This window comes from Paenibacillus ottowii (assembly GCF_006874425.1).
Classification (GTDB): Bacteria; Bacillota; Bacilli; order Paenibacillales; family Paenibacillaceae; genus Paenibacillus; species Paenibacillus ottowii.
Map to the genome: position 1 here is coordinate 562,659 of NZ_VIJZ01000003.1, position 25,819 is coordinate 588,477.

The window sequence follows — 25,819 nt, forward strand, 5'->3', positions numbered from 1 at the left end:
TAACTCATTACTTTATAATTTTCACCGCACTGACCGTAACAGTAACTTTTTAGTGGCATTCTGCACCATCACTTCAAGTCGGATGAATAGTCATTACCACGGAAGCTGATCATCCATATAGTAGAATCCGCCTGTTGGACCCTCCTCAGGCAGGGTTGCCAGCCGGACCGCCGTTTTTGCTCCATCCTCCACCGACAGCTCCGCCTTTTCCCCGCCCATCTGCGTTTTGACTAAGCCAGGGTGTACGGAGTTGACCTTCAAATGCGTCCCACTGTTTTTTTGCGCCCAGTAGGCTGTCAGCATATTTAAAGCTGCTTTAGATGCCGCATAAGCCGGGGTAGCAAGCCGCTGCACCCGTTCATTGGTCAACTGAAACTGAATCGAGCCTATAGCGCTGCTTTGGTTGACGATTCTGCCTGCTTTGCTCTTTAACAGTAACGGCAACAATGCTTCTGTAATCAAATAGGGTGCGAACGTGTTCACCTCAAAAGTATCTCTGAAAGCATCCCCGTCATAACCCGCTTTTTCTGCCAAAATGCCCGCATTGTTAACCAATATGTCCAGCCTTCCGTAAGTATCTTCGATGAATTGGGCCAATTCCGCAATATGTGCCGAATTCGTCACCTCAAGCTTTACACCGACTGCCTGAATGCCTTCTTGCAACAGTCCGGCGGCTGCTTCATCTGCTGCTGTTTTCGTGCGTGCAGCGACCAATACCGTTATCCCTTGCTGCCCCAGTTGTCTAGCAACCTCCAGTCCGATTCCTTTGCTTGCTCCGGTAATTAATGCGATTTTATTTGTCATAATTCATTTTCTCCTCGATTTTTATTTATTGATTGTGATCAAATCAGATGTTTGGATATGACGCACGGTCGCCAGATGCTGAACATATGCAGCCTGGCTCGCGGTAATCTGCTCATCCGTCACATGGTTCGCATTATGGATAGCAAAAGGCGGCAGATAGTGGGCACTCACATAGTTAGCCAGCGCCTCCATCGGCTTCGCGATATCCCGAATCGTGAACAGGTTGTAGCCGCCGGGCTGATACGAGGCGGCGGTTCCTGCTGTCGAGATGGCGATGCCGATTTCCTTACCTTTCAAATGCTCCCCGTCGGGACCAAACGCCCAGCCAAATGCCAACACTTCATCGAACCACTGCTTCAACAAAGACGGCGTACTATACCAATAGAGCGGGTACTGGAAAATGATTCGATCATGGCTGTCCAGCAGAGCCTGTTCATGGGTAATATTAATCTGATGATCAGGATAGGCTTCATACAGCACATGTACGGTCGTTTCAGGCTGCTGCCTCATGGTTTCCGTCCAGGCCCGATTAACTCGGGAACTTTGCAAATCCGGGTGGGCAACGATGATTAATGTTTTCATACTAACTCTCCTTTGTTATTTCAAAGTTTATGAGAACGATCGTTCTAAAATTATGAAAAAAATTTGTTTTCGGTTATCGTCTATGTCTCTAAAATGCGTAGATTTAACTCAGCAATCCGTTGCAGCTTTTCTTTTGGAACGGAAGTCCGCACCATAACCCTAAGCCCCGCTAAGGCATTTTGCAGATACTCAGCCAACTCCTTCACTTCGTACTGCTGTGTAAATTCGCCGTTTTGCTGTCCCCACGTTACGATTTCTGCAAGCATTTTCTCCGATTTTGCAAAGGCCTTCGTCGCTATCTCGTCAATGTCCTCATCCCGAATCGCTAATTCAACAGCCGAATTCACGAACATGCAGCCAGGCGGTACGTCCTCTTCACCGTTAATGATGGAGTCAAAAATGAACTGAAGTGCCTGCTTAGCCGTCCGAGATTGCTTGATGCCTGCTGCCCACCTACCGTTAATGCGCTCTCCGAATCGGTCCATCACTTTGAGGAACAAGGTGTGCTTGTCGGTAAAGGTATCATAGATACTTCTTCGATGAATCCCCATATGTTCAACAAGATCATTCATCGAGGTTTTCTCATACCCCTGCTCCCAGAACAGCTTCATGGCCTTTTCCAGAACAGCGTTTTCTTCAAATTCTTTGCTCCTGGCCATTCTATCTACCCCCTGACCATTTGGAATATGTCTGGATTAAATGGATCGACCTTTTGGAAACGATCGTTCTATATTGGTCACCACATATGTTTTTCTTCTCTGTCTGGCTTTATCCTAACATATCGGGAACGATCGGTAAAGAATTATTTTTCTCTCTTTATTGCCCGTCCATAGTTACTATAATCACCATCGCACACACTAATAAACACCGAAGCATTACATAGGATTTGCACTCGAAGGCAAGCATATTAGCGGTGGGGAGATCCCCACCGCTTCAGATTGTTACTTATGCGACTTGAATACGTATCGTAAGATTACTGTGCAATTTATTACAATAATTTGAATGATCGAGTTACTAGCCATGTAAAATTAATGATGCAGCGGTTCTTTTTCGCCCAGACCCAGCACCTCTGTAGTGGTATTATAAATTTCTTGGTAAAGCTCTGGGTTTTCAGCTAGTGACAACCCATAAGAAGGGATCATCTCTTTTATTTTCGGTTCCCACTCTTCCATATGCTGTGGGAAGCATTTTTCTAATACTTCCAGCATAACGTGCACAGCAGTGGAAGCACCCGGAGAAGCACCGAGCAATGCAGCTACCGAGCCGTCAGCCGAACTCACCACTTCCGTACCAAATTGAAGGGTTCCTTTACCGCCCTCCGTATCTTTGATCACTTGCACACGTTGGCCGGCCACCACGATCTCCCAGTCCTCGATTTTAGCGTTTGGAATAAACTCACGTAATTCTTCCAACCGTTTTTCATTCGATAGCATCACTTGCTGGATCAGGTATTTGGTCAATGCCATTTCTTTGGCCCCTGCCGCCAACATCGTGATGAGGTTATTGGGCTTTACGGAACCAATCAGGTCCAGGTTTGAACCCGTTTTCAAGAACTTTGGCGAAAAGCCGGCAAAAGGTCCAAACAGCAATGCTTTTTGGTTACCGATATATCTTGTATCCAGATGCGGAACAGACATGGGAGGAGCCCCAACCTTAGCTTTACCGTATACTTTCGCATGATGCTGGGCAACCAATTTAGGATTGTTACATACCATAAATAGCCCACTTACCGGGAAGCCTCCGATATATTTGGACTCAGGAATGCCTGTTTTTTGCAGTAAAGGCAGACTTCCACCCCCACCACCAATAAAGACAAATTTGGCATGATGATATTCAATTTTACCGTTATCCAGATTATGCACTTTGACTTTCCACGAGCCATCGCTCGCACGTTTAATATCCTTTACACTATGCTTGTATCTAATCTCTACATTTTTACTTTTTAAATGGTCAAACAATATGCGTGTTAAAGCACCAAAGTTAACATCTGTTCCAGAGTCAATTTTAGTGGCCGCGATCGGTTCATTCAATGTACGGCCTTCCATAATTAGCGGAATCCATTCCTTCAGCTTTTCAGGGTCATCGGAGAATTCCATGCCTTGAAAAAGAGAAACACCTGAAAGCGCTTTAAAGCGTTTTTTTAAAAAAGATACGTTTTTTTCACCCATTACCAAACTCATATGGGGTATTGGCCTGATAAAGTCCTGTGGATTACGAATCAAATTACTGTTGACAAGAAAAGACCAAAACTGTCTTGAGAGCTGAAACTGTTCGTTGATATTAACCGCTTTACGAATATCTACAGATCCGTCCGCTTTTTCGGAAGTATAGTTCAGCTCGCATAGTGCAGCATGACCCGTGCCTGCATTATTCCATTCGTTAGAGCTTTCTTCTCCTGCACTTGCCAGTTTCTCAAACACTTTAATTTCCCATTCCGGTGCTAACTCTTTCAGCAATGATCCCAGAGTCGCGCTCATGACCCCGGCACCAATTAAGATAACGTCTGTATTTTTCTGAATACTATTCATAAAAACCTTCCTTATCTCTTATATTTGCAAAAAAGAGCAGGCCCTCCTGCTTAACTGATTCAAGAAGCAAGGCTCCACTCAGGAACATACCTTTTCTATCTCCATTATAACTTAAATATAATCATTTAAAAATTATATCTACTTTTATCTGATAATTATAAATCATTTCTGCTAAAAAGAGAGATTTTTCTTTGTGGAAATAAGAATTGAACTCCGTTTTTTATAAGAAACATAGCTGATTTTGTTACACCTGTGGATTACAGCTTCCCAATAATCAAATCAACAGTTTATGTATATGAATAAATTGAAATGGTTATGTAGGATTTCAAGAATAAACATGTGATTCATCTAGGGCCTGTACGCCAACTGTACAATACGTAGAAATCAAGTAAAATAAGAGACGAAGATACGAATTAACGGGTGAAGAAAGGAATATCCTTGGACCCCTGCTGCCCCCAGCCCGAAAATAATAAGGAGCACTTCCGCCCAAGGATTGACAAGCCATCGAACGCTCGCTTGGAGGATTAACCACCAAATCCATGCCTTGGTGGAACGCTGGGCTATCCGCTATGTTTTATGCCTTTAAATATGAGGGAGCGAATTAATTTAAGAGGCAGAATCCGCGATGATTCTGTCATCCTTGCAGAAATGGGGACTAAAGTGCTATGAGGAGAATAGTAGTTCGTGGAAATACGTATTTATGGAATTATAGAACGGTCAGAGATATTTACTGTAGATCCAAGTTGACTATTATTTCTGAAAATAAAGATATAAAATTTATAGTTCAGTTTACTACTAAAGATACAATTGTCACTGGTAGCCCTTTGAATGAGGGATTACGAGTGATGAAAGAGGGTAAACAATATTTTATTAATCTTAACCAACCTAAGTATGTTGCTGAAGTGTTGCAGTATATACTTGGTATGGAGTTAGATGTGACCGTGAAGAAAGTACATGAGCTAAATGGTAATAGCTTGTTGGTTCGTATGGGGTATCAGGATGCGACAGGGCTTTTGATATGAACTAAGCCCAGTCTACATCCAGAACCTGCTGTCATTTATAATAAGGTTCCGTATACACCAACTGCTTTCTCTCTGAATCCCAGCGCCATGCCAGATCACCTTGCAGCCACAAGCCGCCATACCACTCGTCTATTCCCTTCATCTTCGCCCAGTCCTGTGCCCCTGCCGCTATATTTCTCCCTACTTCCGTTATTGCCACAACGCATTGGTCAAAGGATGGAGTTGTTTTCTTTTGACGATCAGGAAATGAGTGGGGCCCTTGAATCTCTAACAGTGCATATGGTTGTTGGGACATATTCCTTAAACGATACCAAAATTCCAAATCCCCCATGCCTAGACCACTTAGCTGGTTCCCAATCTGCTTAAACAGCCCTTGCGGAGTATTTACTCCTTGCTGAACGAGTTCTAAGGTTGTCTGTTCTACGATGCCCAGCCCATTCATGGTAGAAGGTAGACGAGATAGGTGCAGTTCAAGTGCCGCATGAGCAAAAGGCAGGGCAGATGTGTCTTCGTGCAAAATGTCAATATGCCGCACTATATCCGGAGAGGCGTAGGCTTCCCAGATTTTTTTGCCCGTCTCAAGCTCCTGTTGACCGATCTGCTGCCACGTGCCTGACAATTTTTCTAATTGCTTCGTTGTAAGCTGTCCCAAGCCCCTAAACGGCTCAATGCCTGGATAGTTGCCGATACACAGCAGGCTCAGTTTGGTTTCGCCTAGGGTCTGCGTTGAAAACCAGTGCAACAAGTAGCTTAGCATCAGCTGGTCGAACAAATCGTGCTCGAACCATAGCACGACTTCATCATATTTATGAAAGTTATGCAAAATCTGCTCCTGGGCCTTGCAATTGGACACGTAGTCTTCCTCTGAGATTCCGAGAACCCTCTCCAAATATTCCACTCTAGCCGCTCTAGATAAGGGCTCGCTCATTTCAAGGAAAACTGGACCTACTGGATACACTTCTCTCCAGACCAAGATATCTCCGCCAACGTTTCCTTTCTTCAGCTTGTCACCAACATGGTCTCCGTTGACTACATGTAGCACCGAATCTCCTCCTTCATAGATATCGTTGAACATGGACACAAAGTCGGTGACAAGTAGTGAAGCTCTCAGCTTATTGCGAGCATCGAACAACCGTTTTTTCAGCACGGATGGAGATAGACTTAAATAGCCTGATATTTCACCGATTGAATACCCTTGAAAATAGTACAGCTGAACCGCCAGTTTTAACTTGTCAGATAAACCCTCGACGGATTGATGAAGCTTTTGGTGCCATTCTCTTCTTTCAGCGATAAGCTCCACATCAAACTTCTCTACATCCATGACTATAGTTTCGTCCAACGGCATCATCATGGGCTTCTTGCGGCGCAGAAGACGATGACATTGACGTTCAACAATGGTCTTGAACCATCCAGGGAACGCCTCTGCTTCCTGTAATTTATGGAGGTTGGAAAAAGCCTCAGCGAACGCCTCCTGAACCGTATCCTCTACCAGACTCCAGTCCCCTAGCCTCGTATATGCTACTGAAAAAGCCATCCCACTGAAATGCTGCACGATCTGCTCCCATGCATTTTGATCGCCTAGCTGAGCTTCTTCAATCCAATGCTGCACCTCTTGCACCTCCTCTGTATGCAAATTCTATATATAAGTGCCGGTATGGCTACAAATGGTTACCTCGTTTCCCAGAATTATAGATACTTCATCATGATGCTCGAAACAGTCCGTTGTTGATTCTCCCAATCATAATCGGAGTTATCCAGTATAAAAGATTGAAAAGGAAGTTGTTCAATAATACGCAATTCTAGCTCTCGCCGATGCTCAAGGAACTGAATATATCCTTCGTACCCGTGCAGCCCCTTATTCTTTCCATAATCCTGTTCCGTATGGTACCAAATCACAAAATCCAGCCATTCTTGAGACCTCATCGTTTTGACTCGCTCAATCGTCTCACGGATGTTAGGTTGCTTCAAATAAAACAAAATTGGATTTAGGTCCTGAATTTGCTCCGCTATCTGTAATACATGCTGAACAAATCGATCATTTCCTGCATCGTGTCGAGCGAGTAACGCGCACCCCGGATTCTGTAAAAAACAGCATTCAAGTATAATTAGGTTTTCTTTTTTTCGCTGATCTTTAGCAAAAGAACTCCAGCGTTGAACCATCAACTCGCAATATTTTTGTACAGGTATTCCGTCGTAAATTTCATAACGCCGGATTTTCTCATACAGACTAAAGGGAATTGCATTTTGAGCTGATTGCTGCGCAAGTGCATATGCGATTAATGAGTCATTCCCGTTCAAATATACAAACGGGTTAATGTAATGAAACACATCGGAATAGCTAGACCGGAGTCTATCAAGTTCTTCGTTCGGCACACATGCAACCGATTCATAATCAGCAGGGTGTTGTAAGTTCCCTTCTAAAAATAATTCCGATTCTATTTGATGTGTGTTTAACATGTCATGTATGTATCTAGATAATGTGGATTTGCCAGAGCCAGGTATCCCTTCAACGATAACCAATTTCGGTTTCGTAGACGGTAAATTTGCCATAGTATCACATCCTTATGAATTAAAAATCCTTTGATAAACAATAAAAAGCATTGGGTCTTGAGGACTGACCCAATGCTTTTATCGATGAACTATAATTATTTAATAATTACGTATTCCAGGTTAACCAGTTTTGCATAGGTAACAATTTGGTCTGTGGTTAGATTCAAGGAAACCACGGTATGGTGACCGCCGCCGTTCTCAATCCATGCCTTAACTCCGTCTTGGAAGTTGGGCTTCACGTTCCATAGTACACGGGCCACCGGAAGTTTGGGAGCAGGAACTGTAGGTTCAAATGCAGTAACCTCATTGATCAGCAGCTTATAATGGGTGCCAAAGTCAGCCATGGAAACAACTACGCCGTCCCCTGCCTTACCGTCAAACACCAGACGGGCTGGATCTTCACGATCGCCGATACCTAACGGAGAAACAATGATTTTAGGCTTGTTGCTTGCCAACGTTGGGTCAACTTCAAGCATATGGGATTGAAGGATCGATTCCTGACCCGCTGTTAATTCATAGGTGTAGTCTTCCATAAAGCCAGTGGATTGGTTATGGCTCATGACTTTAAGCAGACGATCGAGCGCTGCAGTCTTCCAGTCTCCTTCACCCGCGAAGCCATACCCTTGTGCCATCAAACGTTGAACGGCAAGACCAGGAAGCTGTTTCATACCATAAAGGTCTTCAAAGTTCGTAGTGAAGGCAGTGTATCCACCATGATCCAGGAATCGCTTAATAGCAATTTCATAGCTTGCTTGCACTTTTACGCTGGATTCCCAAGCTTCCTTGCTGTAAGTACCATAATCAAATTCATAGAGTTTGGCGTATTCCGCGAACAAAGCATCAATTTCTTCTTCCTTCACAGCATTGACGTACTGAACAAGGTCGCCAATTCCAAAGTAGTCAACAGTCCATCCAAATTGGATTTGGGCTTCAACCTTATCGCCTTCCGTAACACCAACGTTACGCATGTTGTCGCCGAAACGGGCAACTTTGATATTGAAGCTTTCGTTATAAGCAACCGCTACATCCATCCACTCTGCGATTTGCTTTTGCACTTCTGCGCGTTCCCAGTAACCTACAACCACTTTATTCTGTTTCTTCAGACGAGCATTGATAAATCCATATTCACGGTCACCATGAGCTGCCTGATTGAGGTTCATGAAGTCCATATCAATCGTAGCCCAAGGAATGCTTTCATTGTACTGTGTAGCCAAATGAAGCAGCGGCTTTTGCAGCAATTTAGTACCACGAATCCACATTTTTGCAGGTGAGAAGGTATGCATCCACGTGATGACACCAGCAACCTCGTCGCGATAGTTGACTTCTTTCATAAGGCTGGTAATTTTGTCTGCACTAACTGCCAGATCCTGCAATACGAGCGGATAAGGCAGAACGCCGCTCTTATTTAGGGCATCGGTCATTTCTTGTGCGTGTGCTTTGACTTCTGCTAATGCTTCTTCTCCATACAGATGTTGTGAACCTACGACAAACCAGAACTGTTTTGTACCTACTGTTGACATAACATTCATCCTCTTTTCTTCATTTAATTAGTTTAGTTGGTCTTATTTTTGGCCGTAGTAAGCGTCTTTCCCATGTTTGCGTAAATAGTGTTTATCCAGAATGCGCTGCGGCAATTCTTCGGCAAAATGATTTAATTCCCGTGCGAATAAATTCATTTTTGAAACTTCTTCCAACACAACGCTATTCATAACTGCGGATTTCGCATCCTTGCCCCAGGTGAAAGGAGCATGACCCTTAAGCAGGACACCCGGCACTGCTAAAATATCCAGTCCGCGCTGCTCAAAGGTTTCGATGATGACACGGCCCGTTTCGGCTTCGTAACCACGATTAATCTCCTCTTGTGTCAGGAAACGAGCGCAGGGAACAGAGCCATAGAAGGTGTCTGCATGAGTAGTTCCCATTACAGGTACATCCAGGCCTGCTTGAGCCCAGACGGTTGCCCAAGTCGAATGCGTGTGCACGATACCGCCGATCTCTGCGTAGTGCTTGTAAAGCACGGCATGAGTCGGTGTATCCGATGAAGGTCTCATCTCTCCTTCAACAACATTGCCATCAAAATCAACAACTACCATATCGCTAGGTTTCATCGTGTCATAGCTAACCCCGCTCGGTTTAATAACGAATAAGCTGCGTTCACGATCAACCGCGCTGACGTTACCCCAGGTGTATTTCACGAGTCCATGTTTAGGCAAATCCAGATTGGCTTGAAATACTTCTTCTTTCAGCTGCTCTAACACGTCAATTCCTCCAGTTTTCCACTAGATTATCTACAGCAGCCTGCTCAATCGCCAGGCCTTGTGTGTAGCGTTCTAAGAATGTTTCGAATCCCTTAACATCGGAACCGTCAGGATGAATTTCTTGTCCCTCAACATCTCTGAATACTTTTTGGTCGAGGAAGTCTTCCAGACTTTCTTGTTGATCCTTGTTCATCATGTAAGAAGCCAGAATAGCCATCCCCCACGCTCCGCCTTCTCCGGCTGTTGCCATCACAGATACCGGAACATCCATGGCTGCCGCAACAATTTTTTGTCCGACGATAGGGGTTTTAAATAAACCACCGTGAGCCAGAATACTGTCAATTGCGACATTTTCCTTCTTCGTCAAAATATCCATCCCGATTTTCAAAGCAGCAAATGCTGTGAACAGATGAGTGCGCATAAAATTGGCCAAATTGAAACGGCTTTCAGGAGAGCGAACAAACAATGGCCGACCTTTCTCTATGCCGGTGATATTCTCTCCTGACAAATAGCCGTAGCTAAGTAAGCCGCCGCCATCTGGATCTGCCTCCAAAGCCTTGTTCAGCAAGACACTGAATAATTGGTTCGGATCTGCCTTTTGCCCCATGGCCTCATAGAATTCACGGAACAAGCCCAGCCAAGCATTGAGATCACTTGAGCAGTTATTGGCATGAACCATTCCGACCGGATTCCCGTTCGGTGTAGTCACCAGATCAATTTCCGGATATACCGCCGAAAGATCCTTCTCTAATACAATCATGGCAAAAACTGAGGTTCCCACAGAGACGTTGCCAGTACGTTTTCTCACACTATTCGTAGCGACCATCCCTGTTCCCGCATCACCTTCTGGAGGGCAAAGTGGAATGCCAGGTTGTAAATCCCCTGATTTATCTAAGATTTTGGCTCCAGTAGCGGTTAGTACACCTGCCTGCTCGCCAGAGATATAAACTTTAGGAATAATGTCTTGTAACTTCCAATCGTAGCCTTTGGCTGCAATGAGTTCATCAAACTGCCTAACCATCGACTCGTTATAATCATGCGTAGTCTCGTCAATTGGGAAGATACCGGAAGCATCTCCAATACCAATCGCCTTATCGCCAGTCAGCAGCCAGTGAATATATCCAGCCAACGTCGTCATAAAATCAATATGAGGAACATGCTGCTCTTCGTTCAATATCGCTTGATACAGATGAGCAATACTCCATCGCTCAGGAATGTTGAATTGGAATTTATCAGTTAAAGCTTTTGCTGCAGCACCGGTTGTCGCATTCCGCCAAGTCCGGAACGGAACAAGCAACTCACCTTTGCTGTCAAAAGCCATATAGCCGTGCATCATTGCAGAGAATCCTATAGAACCAACCGTATGAAGGGTGACTCCATATTTTTGCTCAACCTCTTGCTTCATTTCACGATAAGCCTCTTGCAGACCCGTAATAATACTCTCTAAGTTGTACGTCCAATAGCCATCTACCAAGAGGTTTTCCCACTCATAGCTTCCAGATGCGATTGTTTCAAAACGATGATCAATCAGCACTGCCTTGATACGTGTGGATCCAAATTCGATACCAAGTGAGGTTTTTCCCTTAGTAATCGCTTGTTTAATGTCTTGATCCATGCTCACGTTACTCCTCTCTCTGAACAACTGTTATAACCGCAATAATGAAAGAATGCGCTTTCTTTTATTTACAGCCTTAGTATATTTTTTGTGCGTACATTTGTCAACACAGAAACATATTTATACTTACAAATAATTAAAGAAGCCGAGTATTTCTCTATTTTCTTTTTAGTATTTATACATACAGGACAATAGATTATAATAAGCTCATATTTATGCTAAAATATGTACATACAAATATTGTGGATTCGTTAATTAGTATTAGAACAACTTGGAAAGAAGGATTAAAGTGAAACCAAAGTATCAGGTCATCCTTGAGGATATAAAAAGCAACATTCTTTCAGGGGCATACAGCGTAGGAGAACAAATTCCAACGGAATTCGCTTTGCAGGATAAGTATAAAGTTAGTCGCCAGACGGTTCGAAAGGCTATTCTGGAACTATCGAACGAGGGTTTTTTAAGAAGTGAAAAAGGATCTGGCACCTATGTCAGCAACCAATTTCGATCAAAAACCGGTGGCAATTCCAGTAATAAAACCATCGGAGTCATCACGACCTACATCTCTGACTACATCTTCCCCTCGATTATTCGCGGGATTGAGGCCAGATTAAATGAAGATAATTATTCATTACTATTAGCGAGTACCAATAATGATGTCGCACAGGAAAAGAAAGCCTTGGAGATGATGCTGTCCTTTGGTGTCGATGGTTTGATCATCGAGCCTACAAAAAGCAATCTATATAATCCCAATATCGCTTACTACCTGACATTCAAGGAACAGGATGTTCCATTCATTATGATTAATGCTTATTACGAAGAGTTGGAAGTTCCTTACTTCTGCCTCGATGACGTACAATCCAGCTATCTGGCAACCAAAGAATTGATCGCTAATGGACACACACAGATTGGCATTATTGCCAAAATGGACGATTTACAAGGAAAGTATCGGATGAAAGGCTATATCAAAGCACTCGGAGAAGCCAAATTACGTTTTCACCCAGAACAAGTGCTGTCATTCTATACGGAGACAAAGCAGGACCTGTCCACCAACTTGAAGAAATTCCTGACCGAACAAAGAGACGAGTTAACGGCAATTGTCTGCTATAACGACGAGGTCGGATTAGAAGTTGTACATGTATGCAGGCAGCTTGGTATATCGGTTCCCGAAGATTTGTCTATTATTGGCCAAGACAATTCCTATATATCCAAAAATGCGAACATCAAACTCACGACATTGACACATCCACAGGAGCAAATGGGCCGTGATGCCGCCGATTGGGTTATTAAGAAACTGCAAGGGAAGAAGGATCTGAGCAACCAAACCTATTATCAGCCCGTGTTAATTGAGGGAGAGACAGTAAAGAAGAAACTGAATTGAAGGGGTTCATAGCCCCTTTAAACCTACCTAGTGCCTAATTATCATATGACACTTTGAAGTAGTTTGGTATGGTGGGTGACGAAATGTAACTTGTTGGTATGACAAGTCTTTTGCCATACTCGGTTTTGCCGGATGCTATAAGGCAAAAATACATTTCAAGGAGAAATCATTCATGGAAAAAATGATTTACACCATTCTCGCGGTTCTACTATTATCTACTACGATAACTACCGCATGTATGGCACCCAACGGCGCGTCAGTTGCCGCACCCGTTAACGTACCAGTTGCATCTGAAAGGGCTAGCTTGGAGGGACCGCGAGATGCCAAGGAACTAGAAGCTTTTGCAGATGGTGTTTTTGCGAACAAGATGAAGAAGTTTAATACCGTAGGTTCTAATTTTGTAGTCGTCGCAGGTGGGAAAGTGATGCTAAGCAAAGGTTACGGTTATGCCGACAAGGAGAAAAAAATTCCTGTTGATAAAAATACCGTTTTCCAAATTGCCTCTGTTACAAAGTCATTCACTGCATTGGCAGCTATGCAGTTGGTCGATAAGGGGAAAATGGATTTAAAACACGATGTCCAAGAGTATTTAGGAGGAATAAAGATTCCGAATAAAACAGGAAAAAAACTGACGATGTTTGATCTACTTACATATTCAAGTGGATTTGATGAACCAGACATTCTCATGGAAATGCATCCAGAATACGCGTACAGATATTTTCCAATGAAGAAGTACATTGAGTCAAATATGCCAACTGTTGTTAGGCCTCCAGGAGAAGCGTACACCTATGACAATTTTGGTTTCATGCTAGCGGGATATGCAGTAGCAAACGTAACGGGCATGTCGTATGCCAAATATATGGAAAAAAATATTTTCAAACCATTAGGCATGAATTCGACAAGTGTGCGGTTTACCCCCCAATTATTAAGCAGAATGGCTGCTCACTATGGACCAAAAGGTGAACTGATACCCTTGGACGGGTTTAAACCAACGGAAAAACCTGAAGGCGGTATCGTTTCAACCGCAGATGACATGGCCAAGTACCTCATTATGCACCTGAACAAAGGCAAGTACAAAGGTAAAGAAGTGGTGAGTCCAAAGAGCATAGAGCAAATGCACACATACCAGTTATTCCCTGACAAGGAGTTCCCGGTTACAACAATTGGATTCGAAGGCTACTTCAAAGAGAAGATGAATAATCAGCATGTGATTCTAAAAGGAGGAAATGTTACAGGGCATTCTTCCTTGATTGTTATTCTGCCTGAGAAGAATACAGCGATGTACATGTCCTACAATAACGACTCCATGATGAGTCTTGACGTGTATGAAGAATTTATGAATCATTATTATCCGAGAAAATCGGAAGTTCCAAAGTCAACCTACGTGACAATAAGTAAGCAGCAGGCCCAGGACTACGTGGGATTATACCAAAACACGCGTGTCGCTGCCTTAAGGACGAAGGTTTCGTATTCGGATGGGAAATTAATAATGGAGAAAGGAACTTCAGGCAAACATACACTAAAAATGATTCACCCTTTATTATTTGAAGATGAATCAGGTAATAAATTGACGTTTAATAAAAATAAAACAGGCCATATTGCATATTTGTATTACATGCAGCTCCCAGACCTCGTTGCTTATGCGCAAAAAATAAACATTAATTCACCGTTTTCTGATGTTCCTGCGGATAGTAAATATATTTCGTATATAAACAACCTTAATGCTTTAAAAGTCATGAGCGGAAAGTCAGCCAACCTCTTCAATCCGAAAGGAACAATGACTCAGAGAGAATTCTCAGAAGTGCTGCTGCGCGCCCACGGGTGGTATAAACAACCTTACATGATTGAACCGAATAAGAAGCAGATGATGGTCGGAATACGTAATTATCAGCCTAATTCTCCTATTACAAGACAAATGGCGGCGGTAATGATCCAGAACCTAAAACAGGTTGAGCCTGGAACTAAGGTTAAATTGAGTGGCGAAACGGATGCTTGGGCAGTTAAAGCAGTCACAGCTCTGGTTTCCCAAGGTATCATGGACCCGGATACCAAGATCAATGTAGACGGCACCATAAACTTCCGCTCCAAACAGCTTTTGAAGCGTCAAGAAGCCAGTGCCTTGTTGGATCAAGCATTTAATTACTATACGTTGCCAATCAGTCACTAATTCAAAAGATTAAATAGAAAAAGTAAAATAATACTCCTTATATACAAAAACGCTACTGACAACGGAACGTCAGTAGCATTTTACATTTTTTCGGCTTCCTCGTAAATTCGACCTCGGAATGTTCAGGCTCTGCCACGCCACAATTAAATCAAGGGTGAGCTCGCAGGTGCCTATGTATTATTGTATATGGTACACTCGTGTTGATTCCATTAACTAAACTCCTAAAACGATAGATCATCTTTTAACCAACATATAGTGAGGGGGGGAAATAATGAAAAGTCACTTAAGAAATATTACGGTCGACGGTTATGCATTCGTTTATTGGTATACAGGCGGGTCCCGCTTCATCTTAAACTTATCTCCGAAAGAGAATAAAAACATCAAAATCACGTTGATTTTCAAGGCAGACCCTCCTGAAGAAGAGCCTCACACTTCTTGGTCCTTTTATGACATTTCAGCACAAAATAATGGAATGGACGTTGTCATCCATCTGGGTAAACCCAAGCATATCGCTGAAATCATCTCTTACTTGATGGCAAATCGACCAAAGCTTTGGATCCAGGGAAAACCTCAAGTTCTGGATCATGCTTGGGATTTACTAAAAGAAATGGGCTATTCCAAGTTCAATCCAATTTGGATTAGACAGTGGTAGTCGTAATGGTTTGTGAGCTAGCCCCCTTCGACTACTCAAAAGGGGCTTAAAATCCGCAGGTATACGATTATTCGTTATTCGGCGTGGCCGGACTGGCCTGGGGCATCAAGCCTTTAACGGCGCCGATAAACGGGCGAATGGACTTGATCATACCGTAGCCCATCCTCACAACTGGGACAACTTTTTGGATCATGCCGAACAGCCGCAGGCCGCCGCTGAGCATACTGCCAAGCCCTCCTGCTCCCGCAGTGGCACCGCCAAGCCCGCCCAGGCCGCCGAACAACGAGCCCATCATCGGCAGGAATGCAGATACCTTGGCGTCCGGCTTGCGGGAGCGCGAACGACCAGACGGTTTACGTGCACCGCTTTTCCGGTTATCCAGACGGGCGCTCGGGGCATGCGAACTGGCTCTGCGTTTGAGAGATCGGGAGTCTTGCTTCCTGGAAGGAGCACGTGGAGGAGCTCCAGCATTGGCAAGTACCAGCCCGCTGCGATTAACGTCGGTAATGTAGCCGACGTAAGTCTCTCCGCTGTGCAGGGTGACACAGACCGGACGGCCTTGAAACTTCTTAGCCCGTGCACGCATCTCTTTCGATTGTGCCATGGAAGTTCACCTCGCTCACTGATTATAATTCAGTTTACGCCAGGGGCGGGCTGCCTGCTTGTGCGAATGGGGCATACGCACGCCGAAAATCGTTTGACGGGCTCGTCGTCATCGGGGCTTTAGCCTGATAACAGCACCTTATCCAGACATACAATGCAATATTGAATTGTCAACAGAAAACTGGACAACTATTATGAGGGAATCTTTCTGACCTACACCGGCACGAGGTATTCCAGTGTACCATGGATACGCTGATGTTCGAACCGTTGACAAATCACTAGTTGCCAAGCTAACTGCTTTCTACTCTCAGATGTAGATAGCTGACTATTCAATCCACAAATTACGATTTACATAATATGAAAATTATGGTAACCTATATTTGTATACGATTATATTAATCTGAGCATTGCTTTGATTCTTGAGCATGGGTGCTGCGGGTAGGGGGGAGGGGAAGGTCACTCAGTTTTGAAAGGGGTTACAAATCAATAGTAGCAAGGAGAATAGCTTCTGAGAGAGTAACAGAACAGAGTGAATCAGCGTTCACTCCAAACTATCAAGGCCAATAGAATTCACAAATCAAGGAGGAAAAGTACAATGAAGAAAGCCTTAACTCGCATTTTAAGTCTGGCTTTGGTGACTACGTTGCTGGTGCCGACAATGTCCTATGCTGCATCCGAAACACAAGATCAAGACCAGAGCAATTCTGCTGTCGCAGCCGCCAGCGGATCCGTAATTCCGGCTCCGCGGGGATATGATGCTTACCGCCAAAATATCCCGCACGGAAACGTGCAGCAGATTTCCTACTATTCCACAACAGTAGGCAATTCTAGGAACGCGATGGTGTATACGCCTCCGGGCTATACACCTTCGAAAACCTATAACGTCCTCTACTTGCTGCATGGTATTGGTGGGGATCAGAATGAATGGCTCAATGGTATGAATCCGAGAAATATCCTCGACAACCTCTACTCCGAGAACAAACTGGAGCCAATGATTGTGGTATTCCCGAACGGCCGCGCAATGAAAGATGATCGTCCGATAGGCGATATTTATGCTCCGGACAAGGTAGCCGCCTTCGAAAGGTTTGAGTTCGATCTGATCAATGACCTTATTCCTTACATTGATTCCCATTATCCGGTGTATAAAGATCGGCAGCATCGCGCGCTGGCAGGCTTGTCGATGGGAGGCGGACAAACGCTGAACTTCGGATTAACCCATCTGGATAAATTCTCTTGGATTGGCGCGTTCTCATCCGCTCCTAATACGAAGTCGGCATCGCAGCTTATCACCAATCCGTCTCAGGTTGCCAGCCAACTGAAACTGCTGTGGCTGTCATGCGGCTCTTCGGACAATTTACTGGGGGTCAGCCAAAATTTCCATAATAGCTTGAACACCATGAATATTCCGCACATGTGGTATCTGGATGTGGGCGGACATGAAGGGAAAGTTTGGAGCAGCGGGCTGTATCAATTTTCGCAACGTATCTTTAAGTAAATAAAACTATAGCGATTGCGCGTTTCTTACGTAGCATAAAGCCCATGGGATTGTACAATAAGTCCCTAAAAGGAAAGCTGGACAAAAAACGTGAGTTTTCCGTCCAGCTTTTTTGCGTATCTACTTTGCAGGAATCCAAACAGCATCTTACAACTCCCCCTTGAGAAACTTAATGAGGTGCATTTCAAGGCTACGCTAGGAACTCTGTAAAGTTGCATGAATCCGCATAGACCTGGTGCTCCACGTCATAACCGCCTATCAGGCCTTTTTCTTCGGATTTCTTAAATGCGAATGCCCCTACTCAGCTGCTTCTGCCAGCCATGCTTGCATAGCCGGAGACTCTGCCCGATTCAAACGCAGGGCGATTTCAGTATTGGTCTCATCTGGCGGCATGACCTCGACAAGAACGCATACAGACTCTCGTGGTTGATTCAAGGTAAACACGCCTTCATCGTCGAGCATTTTCATCGCCAGTTCCATAGCCTTCAGCCTCAAATCATATTCACGATTCCATTCGTCTACCTCAAGCTCCGCAATGGAAGGGCGTTCCATAAACAGTTGTTTAACATTATCGAAGTCCTCATCTCTAAAACAACAATAGGGTGAATCGGCATAGGACCATTTGATGAGTTCCGCAATCGTTGATCCCGGCGTGTCGCTTTCGTCTCCTTGCCTGACCGCTTCCCTCTCCAAGGCCTCCCATGACCAGGCGGAGATGCTTGGCGCATGTCCCTCTCCAGTCGTAAATAGCGTGCAGTAATAGTAACGTTCGCCATTTTCAAAAAGAGCGCGAAAGGACGTCCTAGCCACATCGGCCATCTCTGCCGCCAACGTCTCTATCTCTTGCGTCCATTTCATGACTATCGCCCCTTACCCCTATAAAATATACATCTAATTCCCATTATAAAGATTGTCCATTTTAAATCTACCTACCCCTTACCCTATCCTGGAGATTTGCGTGATTCACTCCTTCGTTATGTTGCATAAGACGACCTTTCAGCCGTTCATATTCATTAGATTCTTTTTCCTTTCAAGTATAGGAGATGGGGACGAAGGCCAATCTAAAACTATCTGTTATGCAAGGAGCTCAGCACATGACGTATGGTGAAATTCTATTTCGTACAGCAACGTCCTTCGTTGCTCTACTCGTTTTAACGCGTCTGCTCGGTAAAAAACAAGTCGGACATCTAACGTTTTTCAATTATGTAACAGGGATTACCTTCGGCTCCACCACTGCTGAGATTATCGTCAACAGACACATCACGCTGCTGCAAGGAATATCTAGCTTGGTCTTATGGTCATTCTTGGCGTTCATCATCGCATTGATCGGATTGCGCTCCGTCAAAGCTCGTGAGATTCTCGACGGCCAGCCTACGATTCTCATCAAGAAAGGGGAAATTTTGGAGAAGGCGTTGGCTAAACAGCACCTCAACATCGACGATTTAAGCATGTTGCTTCGGAACAAGGATGTCTTCTCACCCGAAGAAGTGGAATTCGCAATTTTGGAACCTGACGGTAAACTCAGTGTGTTGAGAAAAGAAGAACTACTGCCTGCAACGAAAAAAGATATAAAAGCAACCCTTACGCCTATTCAAGGAATCCCGACGGAGCTTATCGTTGATGGAAAAATCGTAGAAAAAAATCTTATAAAAATGGATGTCTCCGTTGCCTGGCTCAACCAACAATTAAAGAAAGCCAGCATTCATTCCGTGGATCAAGTATTCTACGCAGAGCTCCAATTGGACGGGACGCTGTATATCGACAAATACCAGGACTCCCCCCCATAAAACGATATCCGGTATCAACTACCTGAGTTCTATTACGGAATACGGCATAAGCCTGTCTCCGATTTTAGAAACCTTACATCAATGGGGAGTGGCCCATATCGAGCAAAAGCAGCTCATAAGGAATAATGAGCAAACAGAGACGGACTAGCGTTCAACATTACGCTAGTCCGTTTCTTACTACACCGAGTCACGCCCATAGTGAGGATTTGCGTCTTTTGCTCAGTGTTTGGAGATATCAGGGGTGTAGGTGTGGGTTATTTTTTCCCTACTATTATTGAAATCCGTCCTTCAGCCAAGTGCTGGCTAATGCAATTGCACCGCGGGCGGCTAATGTATCCGCCAAAACATTCAGCATGACGAAATCATGAATGATTCCTTGATAACGCACCGTCGTGACGTCCACACCAGCCTCCCGAAGCTTATTCCCATAGGCCTCACCTTCATCTCGAAGAACATCGGCTTCAGCCGTGATGATGAGTGCTGGCGGGAGATCGCGAAGCTGATCGATGGACGCTCTTAGAGGAGAGGTATAGATTTCATTCAGCTCTTCCGGTTTGTTGATATACTGTTCCCAGAACCACGCCATCCCGTCACGGCGCAGGAAGTATCCTTCAGCAAATTCATGATACGAGCCCGTATCCATTCCGGCATCTGTAACCGGGTAGAACAGCAGCTGTCGCTGGATCTCGGGGCCTTTTCTTTCCTTAGCGATCAACGTGATGGCCGCTGTCATATTGCCCCCGACGCTATCACCCCCGATGGAGATATGGTCTGAATTCAGGCCATAATCCTTGCCGGAGGAAGAGATCCATTGCAGGGTAGCGTAGATCTCTTCAAGGGCTGTCGGATATTTGGCTTCGGGAGACAAGCTGTAATTGGGAAATACGATGGCGGATCCGCTTCTGATCGCCAGCTCGCGAATCAGCCGATCATGGGTATGGGCATTGCCGAACACCCATCCCGCGCCGTGAATGTACAAAACAGTGTTAAGCAATTGTCCGGCCATGTTCTTCGGGCGCAGGATCCGAACGGACACTTGACCGCTCGGCCCGCCTGGGATGTTGAGCTCCTCTATATCTACATCCGGTTTCTTGACATCTCCCGATTGGACTTCGTCTACCGTAACTCTTCCCTTCTCTGGCCCAAGATGGAATAAGTAGGGCGGATTCGCAGTATCCTCAACGAATTGTTGTGCAGCAGGCTCAAGAATAATCTTTTTAGTCATGTGTATCATTCTCCTCTATCGTTATATATATTTTATAAAATTAAATTTTGCAAAACCATTTTGGGTAAAAAAAAAGGGTTACAATTTGCGCAGCTCCCAGAGAATATCCTCCGGCTCCATCCTCTTGGTAAAGTCAGGATTCACGTATGTAGAGCGGATAAAGGAGTATTCGTCAATCATGAACGTTCCCGTCACCGGAAGCAGCCAATGATCCGTCCCATTGTACTCGTGAAGATCAATATTATGGCTTAAATACATGCTCTTCAGATAGTCGGGCACTTCATACAACAGGTTATATTTGGTGGCAACGATTCCCTTAGGGTCACTGAGAACCTTAAAGGACAATTCTGCTTTCTCTTGATCAGACAGCGTATAATCCGGCAATTGCGGACTGACTGCGATAAGCTGAGCACCTAGCGCCTGAATTTCGGGGAGAATCTCCTGGTATGCTCTTAGTTGTCGATTGCAGTAAGGGCACCAGCCTCCTCTGTAAAAGGTAAGGACAACAGGACCTTTCGCCAATTCGTCAGCCAAATTGATTTGGTTTCCAAGTGAATCTGACAATTCAAAGTCCTTGGCTTTCTCCCCAACTGGTAGTCCTGTCGCCTTGCCTTCCTCTTGAAGTTGCTGGATGACACGTTGGTGTATAGCCTGCACTTCAAACGGGTTTGCTGCAGTGACCTTCTCTAACGCTGAAGTTAAGGTCGTTATTGGCATGGTCACACCTCCAATGAATTATTTGCCGCTGGTCTGAATGACTTTGTCCGCTAATACTTTGATGGCTTTGTTTAATTCCGACACTTCCTGGGTGGACATGCCGCTGGCTGATAGGAGCGCGGATGGAATACAATCGGCTTCGCCCTTAAGGGCCAACCCTTTCTCTGTGAGCAGGACCAAGACGACCCTCTCATCTTCCGTCGATCGTACTCTCTGAATCAGTCCGTTCGCTTCCATCCGTTTCAGCAGCGGCGTCAAGGTGCCTGAATCAAGGTCTAACTGTTCTCCTAGTTCTTTGACCGTCCGCCCGTCGCTTTCCCAGAGGGATAGCAACACAAGATACTGAGGATAAGTAATTCCCATCTGTTCCAATAGCGGTCGATACAACCGAGAAATGGCCCGGGAGCAAGCATATAAAGAAAAGCAAAGGTGTTCGTTAAGTTGCAGCATGTGAGGTCAACCCCTATTTAATATTGTGCACAATTTAATTATGCAAAATGTTTTTAAACTGTCAATCACTTATTTTTGATCGGGAGGATTTATTCAACATTCAGCTTGGGGCAGTTGAGGGACCCAATCAATTTTGACAAATAAAGTGAGAGAGTGGTAGATTCTTTTTAAACTAATTCTTTAATTTGGGTGGGCCTATGAGGAGAAAATTACAGATTTACATATCGTCTACTTACTATGATCTTATTGAGGAAAGACATACCGCTGTTGAAGCCATACTTCAAGCCGGTCATATCCCTGCGGGAATCGAGCAATTTTTCAAGGAAAGTCCAATGAAAATTAGAAAGAGATGGATCGACGAGTCCGATATATATGTCCTGATTCTCGGAGGATTCTATGGTCTAACACTTCCTGATGAATCCAAGAGCTATATCCATTGGGAGTATGAGTATGCCGGAGAAGCGGGCAAACCTAGATTTGCTTTTGTTGTCACAGATGAAGCATTAAGACAAAAGCCATACGACTTCGCAGCAATTGAATACTATCAGAAGTTTCAAGAGTTTAAGCAATCAGTCATGGAACAAATCCCTATCTATTATGTTGAAGATGTACGGCACATTAAAATGGTGCTTCGTGATCAATTGCCGGAGTATGCAGCAAGAGACGATTTGTATGGCTGGGTTTCCGGCAAGGATGTCCCGGATGTTCAAAAGCTGTTGGAAGAGAATGCAAGATTAAAGGCAGAGTTGGAGAAAAAGAAATGAAAAAGGGCCTGGCACGACCAGCCCCTTTCCTATAATATTCTCGTCAATCTATGTCCTGCTTGAGTTGAAGCTCCTTCCACTTCTCCTTCAAAACTTTTAAATCTTCTACAAAAAGCCTAAGTAGATTGGGTCGTCTTCTTACTGCAAACGGGTGATAGGTGAAGCTGATGGGCATACCCTGTAACTCATACCAGCTGCCTCGTAACTCCTTGACACTGGCACCTTCCTTATTAGTGAATATGGCTTCCGCTACGACATTACCAAATCCAAAGGAGCTGCTGTACTTTTCTTTTGCAACTTTTGCGCCATCTGCTTTACACCATCCCCGCTCATGACATAAGCCTTTCTCATCAGCTTATTTCTATGTAGGGACACCTGTCCTAGTAACGGCAACTGCCCAGTTTAAATCGTAAAAGCAGCACATTAATAGATGTACTACTCACGATAATTTCTTAGTTGCTTAGTTTCCTAATAGATCAATCAAGGTTCTAATTCAAGGTGCATCTTGGCTTCCGCCTCAGCCCATGGCACCGAGTAACCCGCCCCCTTGGCGCAAAAGATGGAGGAGGAGGTATACAGTGGGTCTGCCTCTTTGCGGTAGCCCATCCGTTCTATGACTTCCTCCGTATTATGGCAGCGGTCGTAGCCGCTGAACACGCAGCGAATACTGCCTCGTCCATGCGTAAAGGATGCAAATTCGGCGCTGTAGTTCATGAAAGTCGACACAGGCACCCTGCCCGTGACCACCGCTTGCGTTCCGATTGTCTGCGGCGGATTAAAAATACCTGAAGCACGCTGAATATCAGACAGTACTCTGCCCATTTCATCGATAGCGACCTTGATTTTGAAATCGTAATAGGGCTCCAACAGCACGTTCTCCGCCTTCTCCAGACCCTGCCGTAGTGCTCGAAAGGCAGCCTCACGAAAATCACCGCCATGGGTATGTTCTTTATGCGCGCGGCCCCTCAGTAACGTAATGTTCACATCGGTGACCGGCATGCCGGTCAGCAGTCCGTGATGCTCGCGTTCATAGAGATGATTCCGAATCAGATTCTGATAGCTGATATTCAGTTCATCGGCATGACATCTGCTATCGAACGTGATGCCGCTGCCCCTTTTTCCCGGTTCAAGCAGCAGATGCACTTCCGCATAATGCCTGAGCGGTTCAAAGTGGCCGTACCCTTTTACAGCCGATTGAATCGTTTCCTTATACAAGATTTCCGGTTGCCCAAAAGAGATAGCAAAGCCAAACCTCTCTCTAACAAGCTGATCCAGCACTTCCAGTTGAATCAATCCCATGACGCGGATAGAAATCTCCTGCAATTTCTCATCCCAAACGACGTTCAGAGACGGCTCCTCCGCCTCCAGCGTGCGAAAAGCACCGAGTACCTTCTGTACATGTATCGAATTGTCGAATACTACCTTCGATTGTAACGTCGGCTCTGAACCGTAAGCTAACTTGTCTGATATCGACCCCAGGCCTTGTCCAGCCTCGGCGGCGGACAATCCAGCAACCGCAAACAAATCGCCGGCTTCCACTTGTTCCATCGGCTGCGATTTAAGGCCGTTAAACATGAAGAGCCGCGTAACTTTTTCGTCATATTGAACGCCGCCACTCTCATAACTAAGCTGTTCTCTCACCTTTAACCGACCACCGAGCGCCTTAATGAACGTGAGTCTCGCTCCACCTGCATCGTGCCGAATTTTATAAACCCGTCCCTGGAACGAAGCATTCTCGTCATAAGTGGCTGTCGTCAGCAGATGCAGCTGATCCAGAAATTCAATGACGCCCGTATCCTGAAGCGCAGAGCCGTAAGCACAGGGGAAGAGAAGGCCCGCCGCTATCATCCTCTGCAAGGCCTCCAGCCAGAAGCCAGCGTCCTCTCTCCCCTCCAGGAATGCTTCCAGCAAGGCTTCGTCTCGCTCCGCCATGGCCTCTCGCAGCGGCTCACCGACTATGCCGTCAGCGAAGCTCTGTGTAATGCAGCATACTTCCCCCGTCAACTGCTGGCGGATATCTGCCTCGGTTCTGCCAGCATCCGCACCGATCCGATCCGTCTTGTTGATAAAGAAGAACGTCGGAATCTGATGCTTGCGCAGCAGCTGCCAGACCGTCTCCGTATGACCCTGGACACCTTCGACTGCGCTTACAATCAGGATGGCATAATCAATGACCTGAATCGCCCGCTCCATCTCCGGGGAGAAATCGACGTGTCCGGGCGTGTCTATCAAATAATAACGGTCTCCTTTATATTCTATTACTGCCTGATCTGCGAACACCGTAATACCCCTTGCCCGCTCAATATCGTGGCTGTCCAGAAACGCATCCTGATGATCCACCCGCCCCCGGGACCGGATACTGTTCGTATGGTACAGCAGCTGTTCCGCAAAAGTTGTTTTACCTGCATCCACATGGGCGAACAGGCAATCGTTAGTCGCTTCATAGAATCCCACTTTCAACGCTTCTTGTTGATACCGCTCATTTTATTAAAGCATAGAAATCGGGAGAGTGGGTAGGAACACTCCAATTAGAATCGGAGAAGATTGGGCTTATCTGACTGTGATAAATGATAACGAATTACCTCGTTCGGCTGATTAGTAACGGTGCTGGGATGCGTAAAAGCGTTCAATCATTTGCTTCGTTTCGTTTGGAGTTCTCAATTGAACTGCCTTTCCGTTGTCATCAAAGGTAAAATGCCCCCTAAATGCTTCCGGCATATCTTGATACTGTTTCTCGACTTGTTGAAGTGCTTTTTCAAAACAGGAATATCCGTATTTTTTAATCAGTAGAGGCAACCCGAAGGCAGATCTTAAGAACTCATATTCTTGGTAGTTATAGGGGGTAGTCTCCGGCCTCTTTATCAAGATCTTAAGGAAATGCTGCATGACCTTTTCGATCTCTTCTTCTGGCGCATACTGTGCTAATCCATGGATCGCGAGCAGTCTCATGTCCAAATATCGTTCTTTTTTATAGGCTTTCTCAAAGAAATCCTTCAGTTCCAAATTCCCGCACCGGATTAAACCATACAGAATCTTATTTCGCAGGGCAATATTCTTCATTTTAAAATACAGCTGTACTATCAAACCTACTTCATCTGTTGTTAAAAACTCATAGGCTACATCACTTATTGCGCATATAAACTTAGGATCATTCTCCCGAAGAGGGGCAGTCGTTAGGTACTTAATCGATTCCTTGTCAAGCTGTTGATTATCATTTGCCAT

23 protein-coding genes and 1 pseudogene are annotated in these 25,819 nt (G+C 44.9%); 7 read left to right on the plus strand and 17 right to left on the minus strand.

The window, feature by feature from the left end; genetic code table 11:
* Positions 1-93: 93 nt before the first annotated feature.
* From FKV70_RS09560 to FKV70_RS09575, 4 genes are all read right to left on the minus strand, one after another.
* Positions 94-804: an SDR family oxidoreductase gene (locus FKV70_RS09560; protein ID WP_142612689.1), complete on the minus strand. Its 711-nt coding sequence runs from the start codon at positions 802-804 to the stop codon at positions 94-96.
* A 21-nt stretch (positions 805-825) separates the two neighbouring features.
* Positions 826-1,386 (minus strand): NAD(P)H-dependent oxidoreductase, encoded by a 561-nt coding sequence (locus FKV70_RS09565; protein ID WP_142612690.1) that lies wholly within the window; start codon positions 1,384-1,386, stop codon positions 826-828.
* An 80-nt stretch (positions 1,387-1,466) separates the two neighbouring features.
* Positions 1,467-2,045 (minus strand): TetR/AcrR family transcriptional regulator, encoded by a 579-nt coding sequence (locus FKV70_RS09570; RefSeq protein WP_142612691.1) that lies wholly within the window; start codon positions 2,043-2,045, stop codon positions 1,467-1,469.
* A gap of 369 nt (positions 2,046-2,414) precedes the next feature.
* Entirely contained in the window at positions 2,415-3,914 is a 1,500-nt protein-coding gene (locus tag FKV70_RS09575) for a malate:quinone oxidoreductase (protein ID WP_142612692.1), read from the minus strand.
* A gap of 665 nt (positions 3,915-4,579) precedes the next feature.
* Here FKV70_RS09575 and FKV70_RS09580 point away from each other — a divergent pair.
* A complete protein-coding gene (locus FKV70_RS09580) occupies positions 4,580-4,936 on the plus strand; it encodes a hypothetical protein (RefSeq protein WP_142612693.1) in 357 nt (118 codons plus the stop codon).
* Between the two features lie 31 nt (positions 4,937-4,967).
* On the opposite strand, the gene FKV70_RS09585 is transcribed toward FKV70_RS09580, so the two are convergent.
* The 5 genes from FKV70_RS09585 to FKV70_RS09605 all read right to left on the minus strand — a co-directional run bounded on the left by FKV70_RS09585 (position 4,968) and on the right by FKV70_RS09605 (position 11,359).
* Positions 4,968-6,545 carry a sigma-70 family RNA polymerase sigma factor gene (locus FKV70_RS09585; protein WP_142612694.1) on the minus strand — a complete coding sequence of 526 codons (1,578 nt, stop codon included), beginning with the start codon at positions 6,543-6,545 and terminating at the stop codon, positions 4,968-4,970.
* A 77-nt stretch (positions 6,546-6,622) separates the two neighbouring features.
* Positions 6,623-7,486: a P-loop NTPase family protein gene (locus FKV70_RS09590; protein WP_142612695.1), complete on the minus strand. Its 864-nt coding sequence runs from the start codon at positions 7,484-7,486 to the stop codon at positions 6,623-6,625.
* Between the two features lie 95 nt (positions 7,487-7,581).
* A complete protein-coding gene (gene araA, locus FKV70_RS09595; protein ID WP_142612696.1) occupies positions 7,582-9,006 on the minus strand; it encodes an L-arabinose isomerase in 1,425 nt (474 codons plus the stop codon).
* Between the two features lie 42 nt (positions 9,007-9,048).
* The gene (locus FKV70_RS09600) at positions 9,049-9,744 is read right to left on the minus strand and encodes an L-ribulose-5-phosphate 4-epimerase (protein ID WP_142612697.1); all 696 of its coding nucleotides are present in this window, start codon (positions 9,742-9,744) and stop codon (positions 9,049-9,051) included.
* A 1-nt stretch (position 9,745) separates the two neighbouring features.
* A complete protein-coding gene (locus FKV70_RS09605) occupies positions 9,746-11,359 on the minus strand; it encodes a xylulokinase (RefSeq protein ID WP_142612698.1) in 1,614 nt (537 codons plus the stop codon).
* Between the two features lie 289 nt (positions 11,360-11,648).
* Here FKV70_RS09605 and FKV70_RS09610 point away from each other — a divergent pair, with 289 nt between their 5' ends.
* The 3 genes from FKV70_RS09610 (at position 11,649) to FKV70_RS09620 (ending at position 15,556) form a co-directional block, all read left to right on the plus strand.
* Positions 11,649-12,737: a GntR family transcriptional regulator gene (locus tag FKV70_RS09610; RefSeq protein ID WP_142612699.1), complete on the plus strand. Its 1,089-nt coding sequence runs from the start codon at positions 11,649-11,651 to the stop codon at positions 12,735-12,737.
* Positions 12,738-12,909: 172 nt separating this feature from the next.
* The gene (locus FKV70_RS09615; RefSeq protein WP_142612700.1) at positions 12,910-14,904 is read left to right on the plus strand and encodes a serine hydrolase domain-containing protein; all 1,995 of its coding nucleotides are present in this window, start codon (positions 12,910-12,912) and stop codon (positions 14,902-14,904) included.
* A 271-nt stretch (positions 14,905-15,175) separates the two neighbouring features.
* The gene (locus FKV70_RS09620; RefSeq protein ID WP_064797539.1) at positions 15,176-15,556 is read left to right on the plus strand and encodes a hypothetical protein; all 381 of its coding nucleotides are present in this window, start codon (positions 15,176-15,178) and stop codon (positions 15,554-15,556) included.
* Positions 15,557-15,623: 67 nt separating this feature from the next.
* Here the strand turns inward: FKV70_RS09620 and FKV70_RS09625 are convergent, their stop codons facing one another.
* Complete coding sequence (locus FKV70_RS09625; RefSeq protein ID WP_142612701.1) at positions 15,624-16,160, minus strand: hypothetical protein; 537 nt, start codon at positions 16,158-16,160, stop codon at positions 15,624-15,626.
* Positions 16,161-16,754: 594 nt separating this feature from the next.
* On the opposite strand from FKV70_RS09625, the gene FKV70_RS09630 reads away from it, so the two are divergent.
* Positions 16,755-17,654: an alpha/beta hydrolase gene (locus FKV70_RS09630; protein ID WP_142612702.1), complete on the plus strand. Its 900-nt coding sequence runs from the start codon at positions 16,755-16,757 to the stop codon at positions 17,652-17,654.
* Between the two features lie 297 nt (positions 17,655-17,951).
* Here the strand turns inward: FKV70_RS09630 and FKV70_RS09635 are convergent, their stop codons facing one another.
* The gene (locus FKV70_RS09635; protein WP_142612703.1) at positions 17,952-18,512 is read right to left on the minus strand and encodes a DUF4303 domain-containing protein; all 561 of its coding nucleotides are present in this window, start codon (positions 18,510-18,512) and stop codon (positions 17,952-17,954) included.
* Between the two features lie 236 nt (positions 18,513-18,748).
* Between FKV70_RS09635 and FKV70_RS09640 the strand changes: the two genes are divergently transcribed.
* A complete protein-coding gene (locus FKV70_RS09640; RefSeq protein WP_142612704.1) occupies positions 18,749-19,441 on the plus strand; it encodes a YetF domain-containing protein in 693 nt (230 codons plus the stop codon).
* Positions 19,442-19,712: 271 nt separating this feature from the next.
* On the opposite strand, the gene FKV70_RS09650 is transcribed toward FKV70_RS09640, so the two are convergent.
* From FKV70_RS09650 to FKV70_RS09660, 3 genes are all read right to left on the minus strand, one after another.
* Positions 19,713-20,666, minus strand: coding sequence for an alpha/beta hydrolase (locus tag FKV70_RS09650; RefSeq protein WP_142612705.1), 954 nt, complete (start codon positions 20,664-20,666; stop codon positions 19,713-19,715).
* Between the two features lie 78 nt (positions 20,667-20,744).
* Positions 20,745-21,383: a peroxiredoxin-like family protein gene (locus FKV70_RS09655; protein WP_142612706.1), complete on the minus strand. Its 639-nt coding sequence runs from the start codon at positions 21,381-21,383 to the stop codon at positions 20,745-20,747.
* Positions 21,384-21,401: 18 nt separating this feature from the next.
* A complete protein-coding gene (locus FKV70_RS09660; protein WP_142612707.1) occupies positions 21,402-21,833 on the minus strand; it encodes a MarR family winged helix-turn-helix transcriptional regulator in 432 nt (143 codons plus the stop codon).
* 197 nt (positions 21,834-22,030) lie between these two features.
* On the opposite strand from FKV70_RS09660, the gene FKV70_RS09665 reads away from it, so the two are divergent.
* Entirely contained in the window at positions 22,031-22,597 is a 567-nt protein-coding gene (locus FKV70_RS09665; protein ID WP_142612708.1) for a DUF4062 domain-containing protein, read from the plus strand.
* Between the two features lie 43 nt (positions 22,598-22,640).
* Here FKV70_RS09665 and FKV70_RS26510 read toward each other — a convergent pair.
* From FKV70_RS26510 to FKV70_RS26515, 3 genes and pseudogenes are all read right to left on the minus strand, one after another.
* A pseudogene (locus tag FKV70_RS26510) lies at positions 22,641-22,868 on the minus strand (uracil-DNA glycosylase family protein); the annotation flags it as partial.
* 209 nt (positions 22,869-23,077) lie between these two features.
* A complete protein-coding gene (locus FKV70_RS09675; RefSeq protein ID WP_244310698.1) occupies positions 23,078-25,051 on the minus strand; it encodes an elongation factor G in 1,974 nt (657 codons plus the stop codon).
* A gap of 141 nt (positions 25,052-25,192) precedes the next feature.
* A complete protein-coding gene (locus FKV70_RS26515; protein WP_244310699.1) occupies positions 25,193-25,819 on the minus strand; it encodes a hypothetical protein in 627 nt (208 codons plus the stop codon).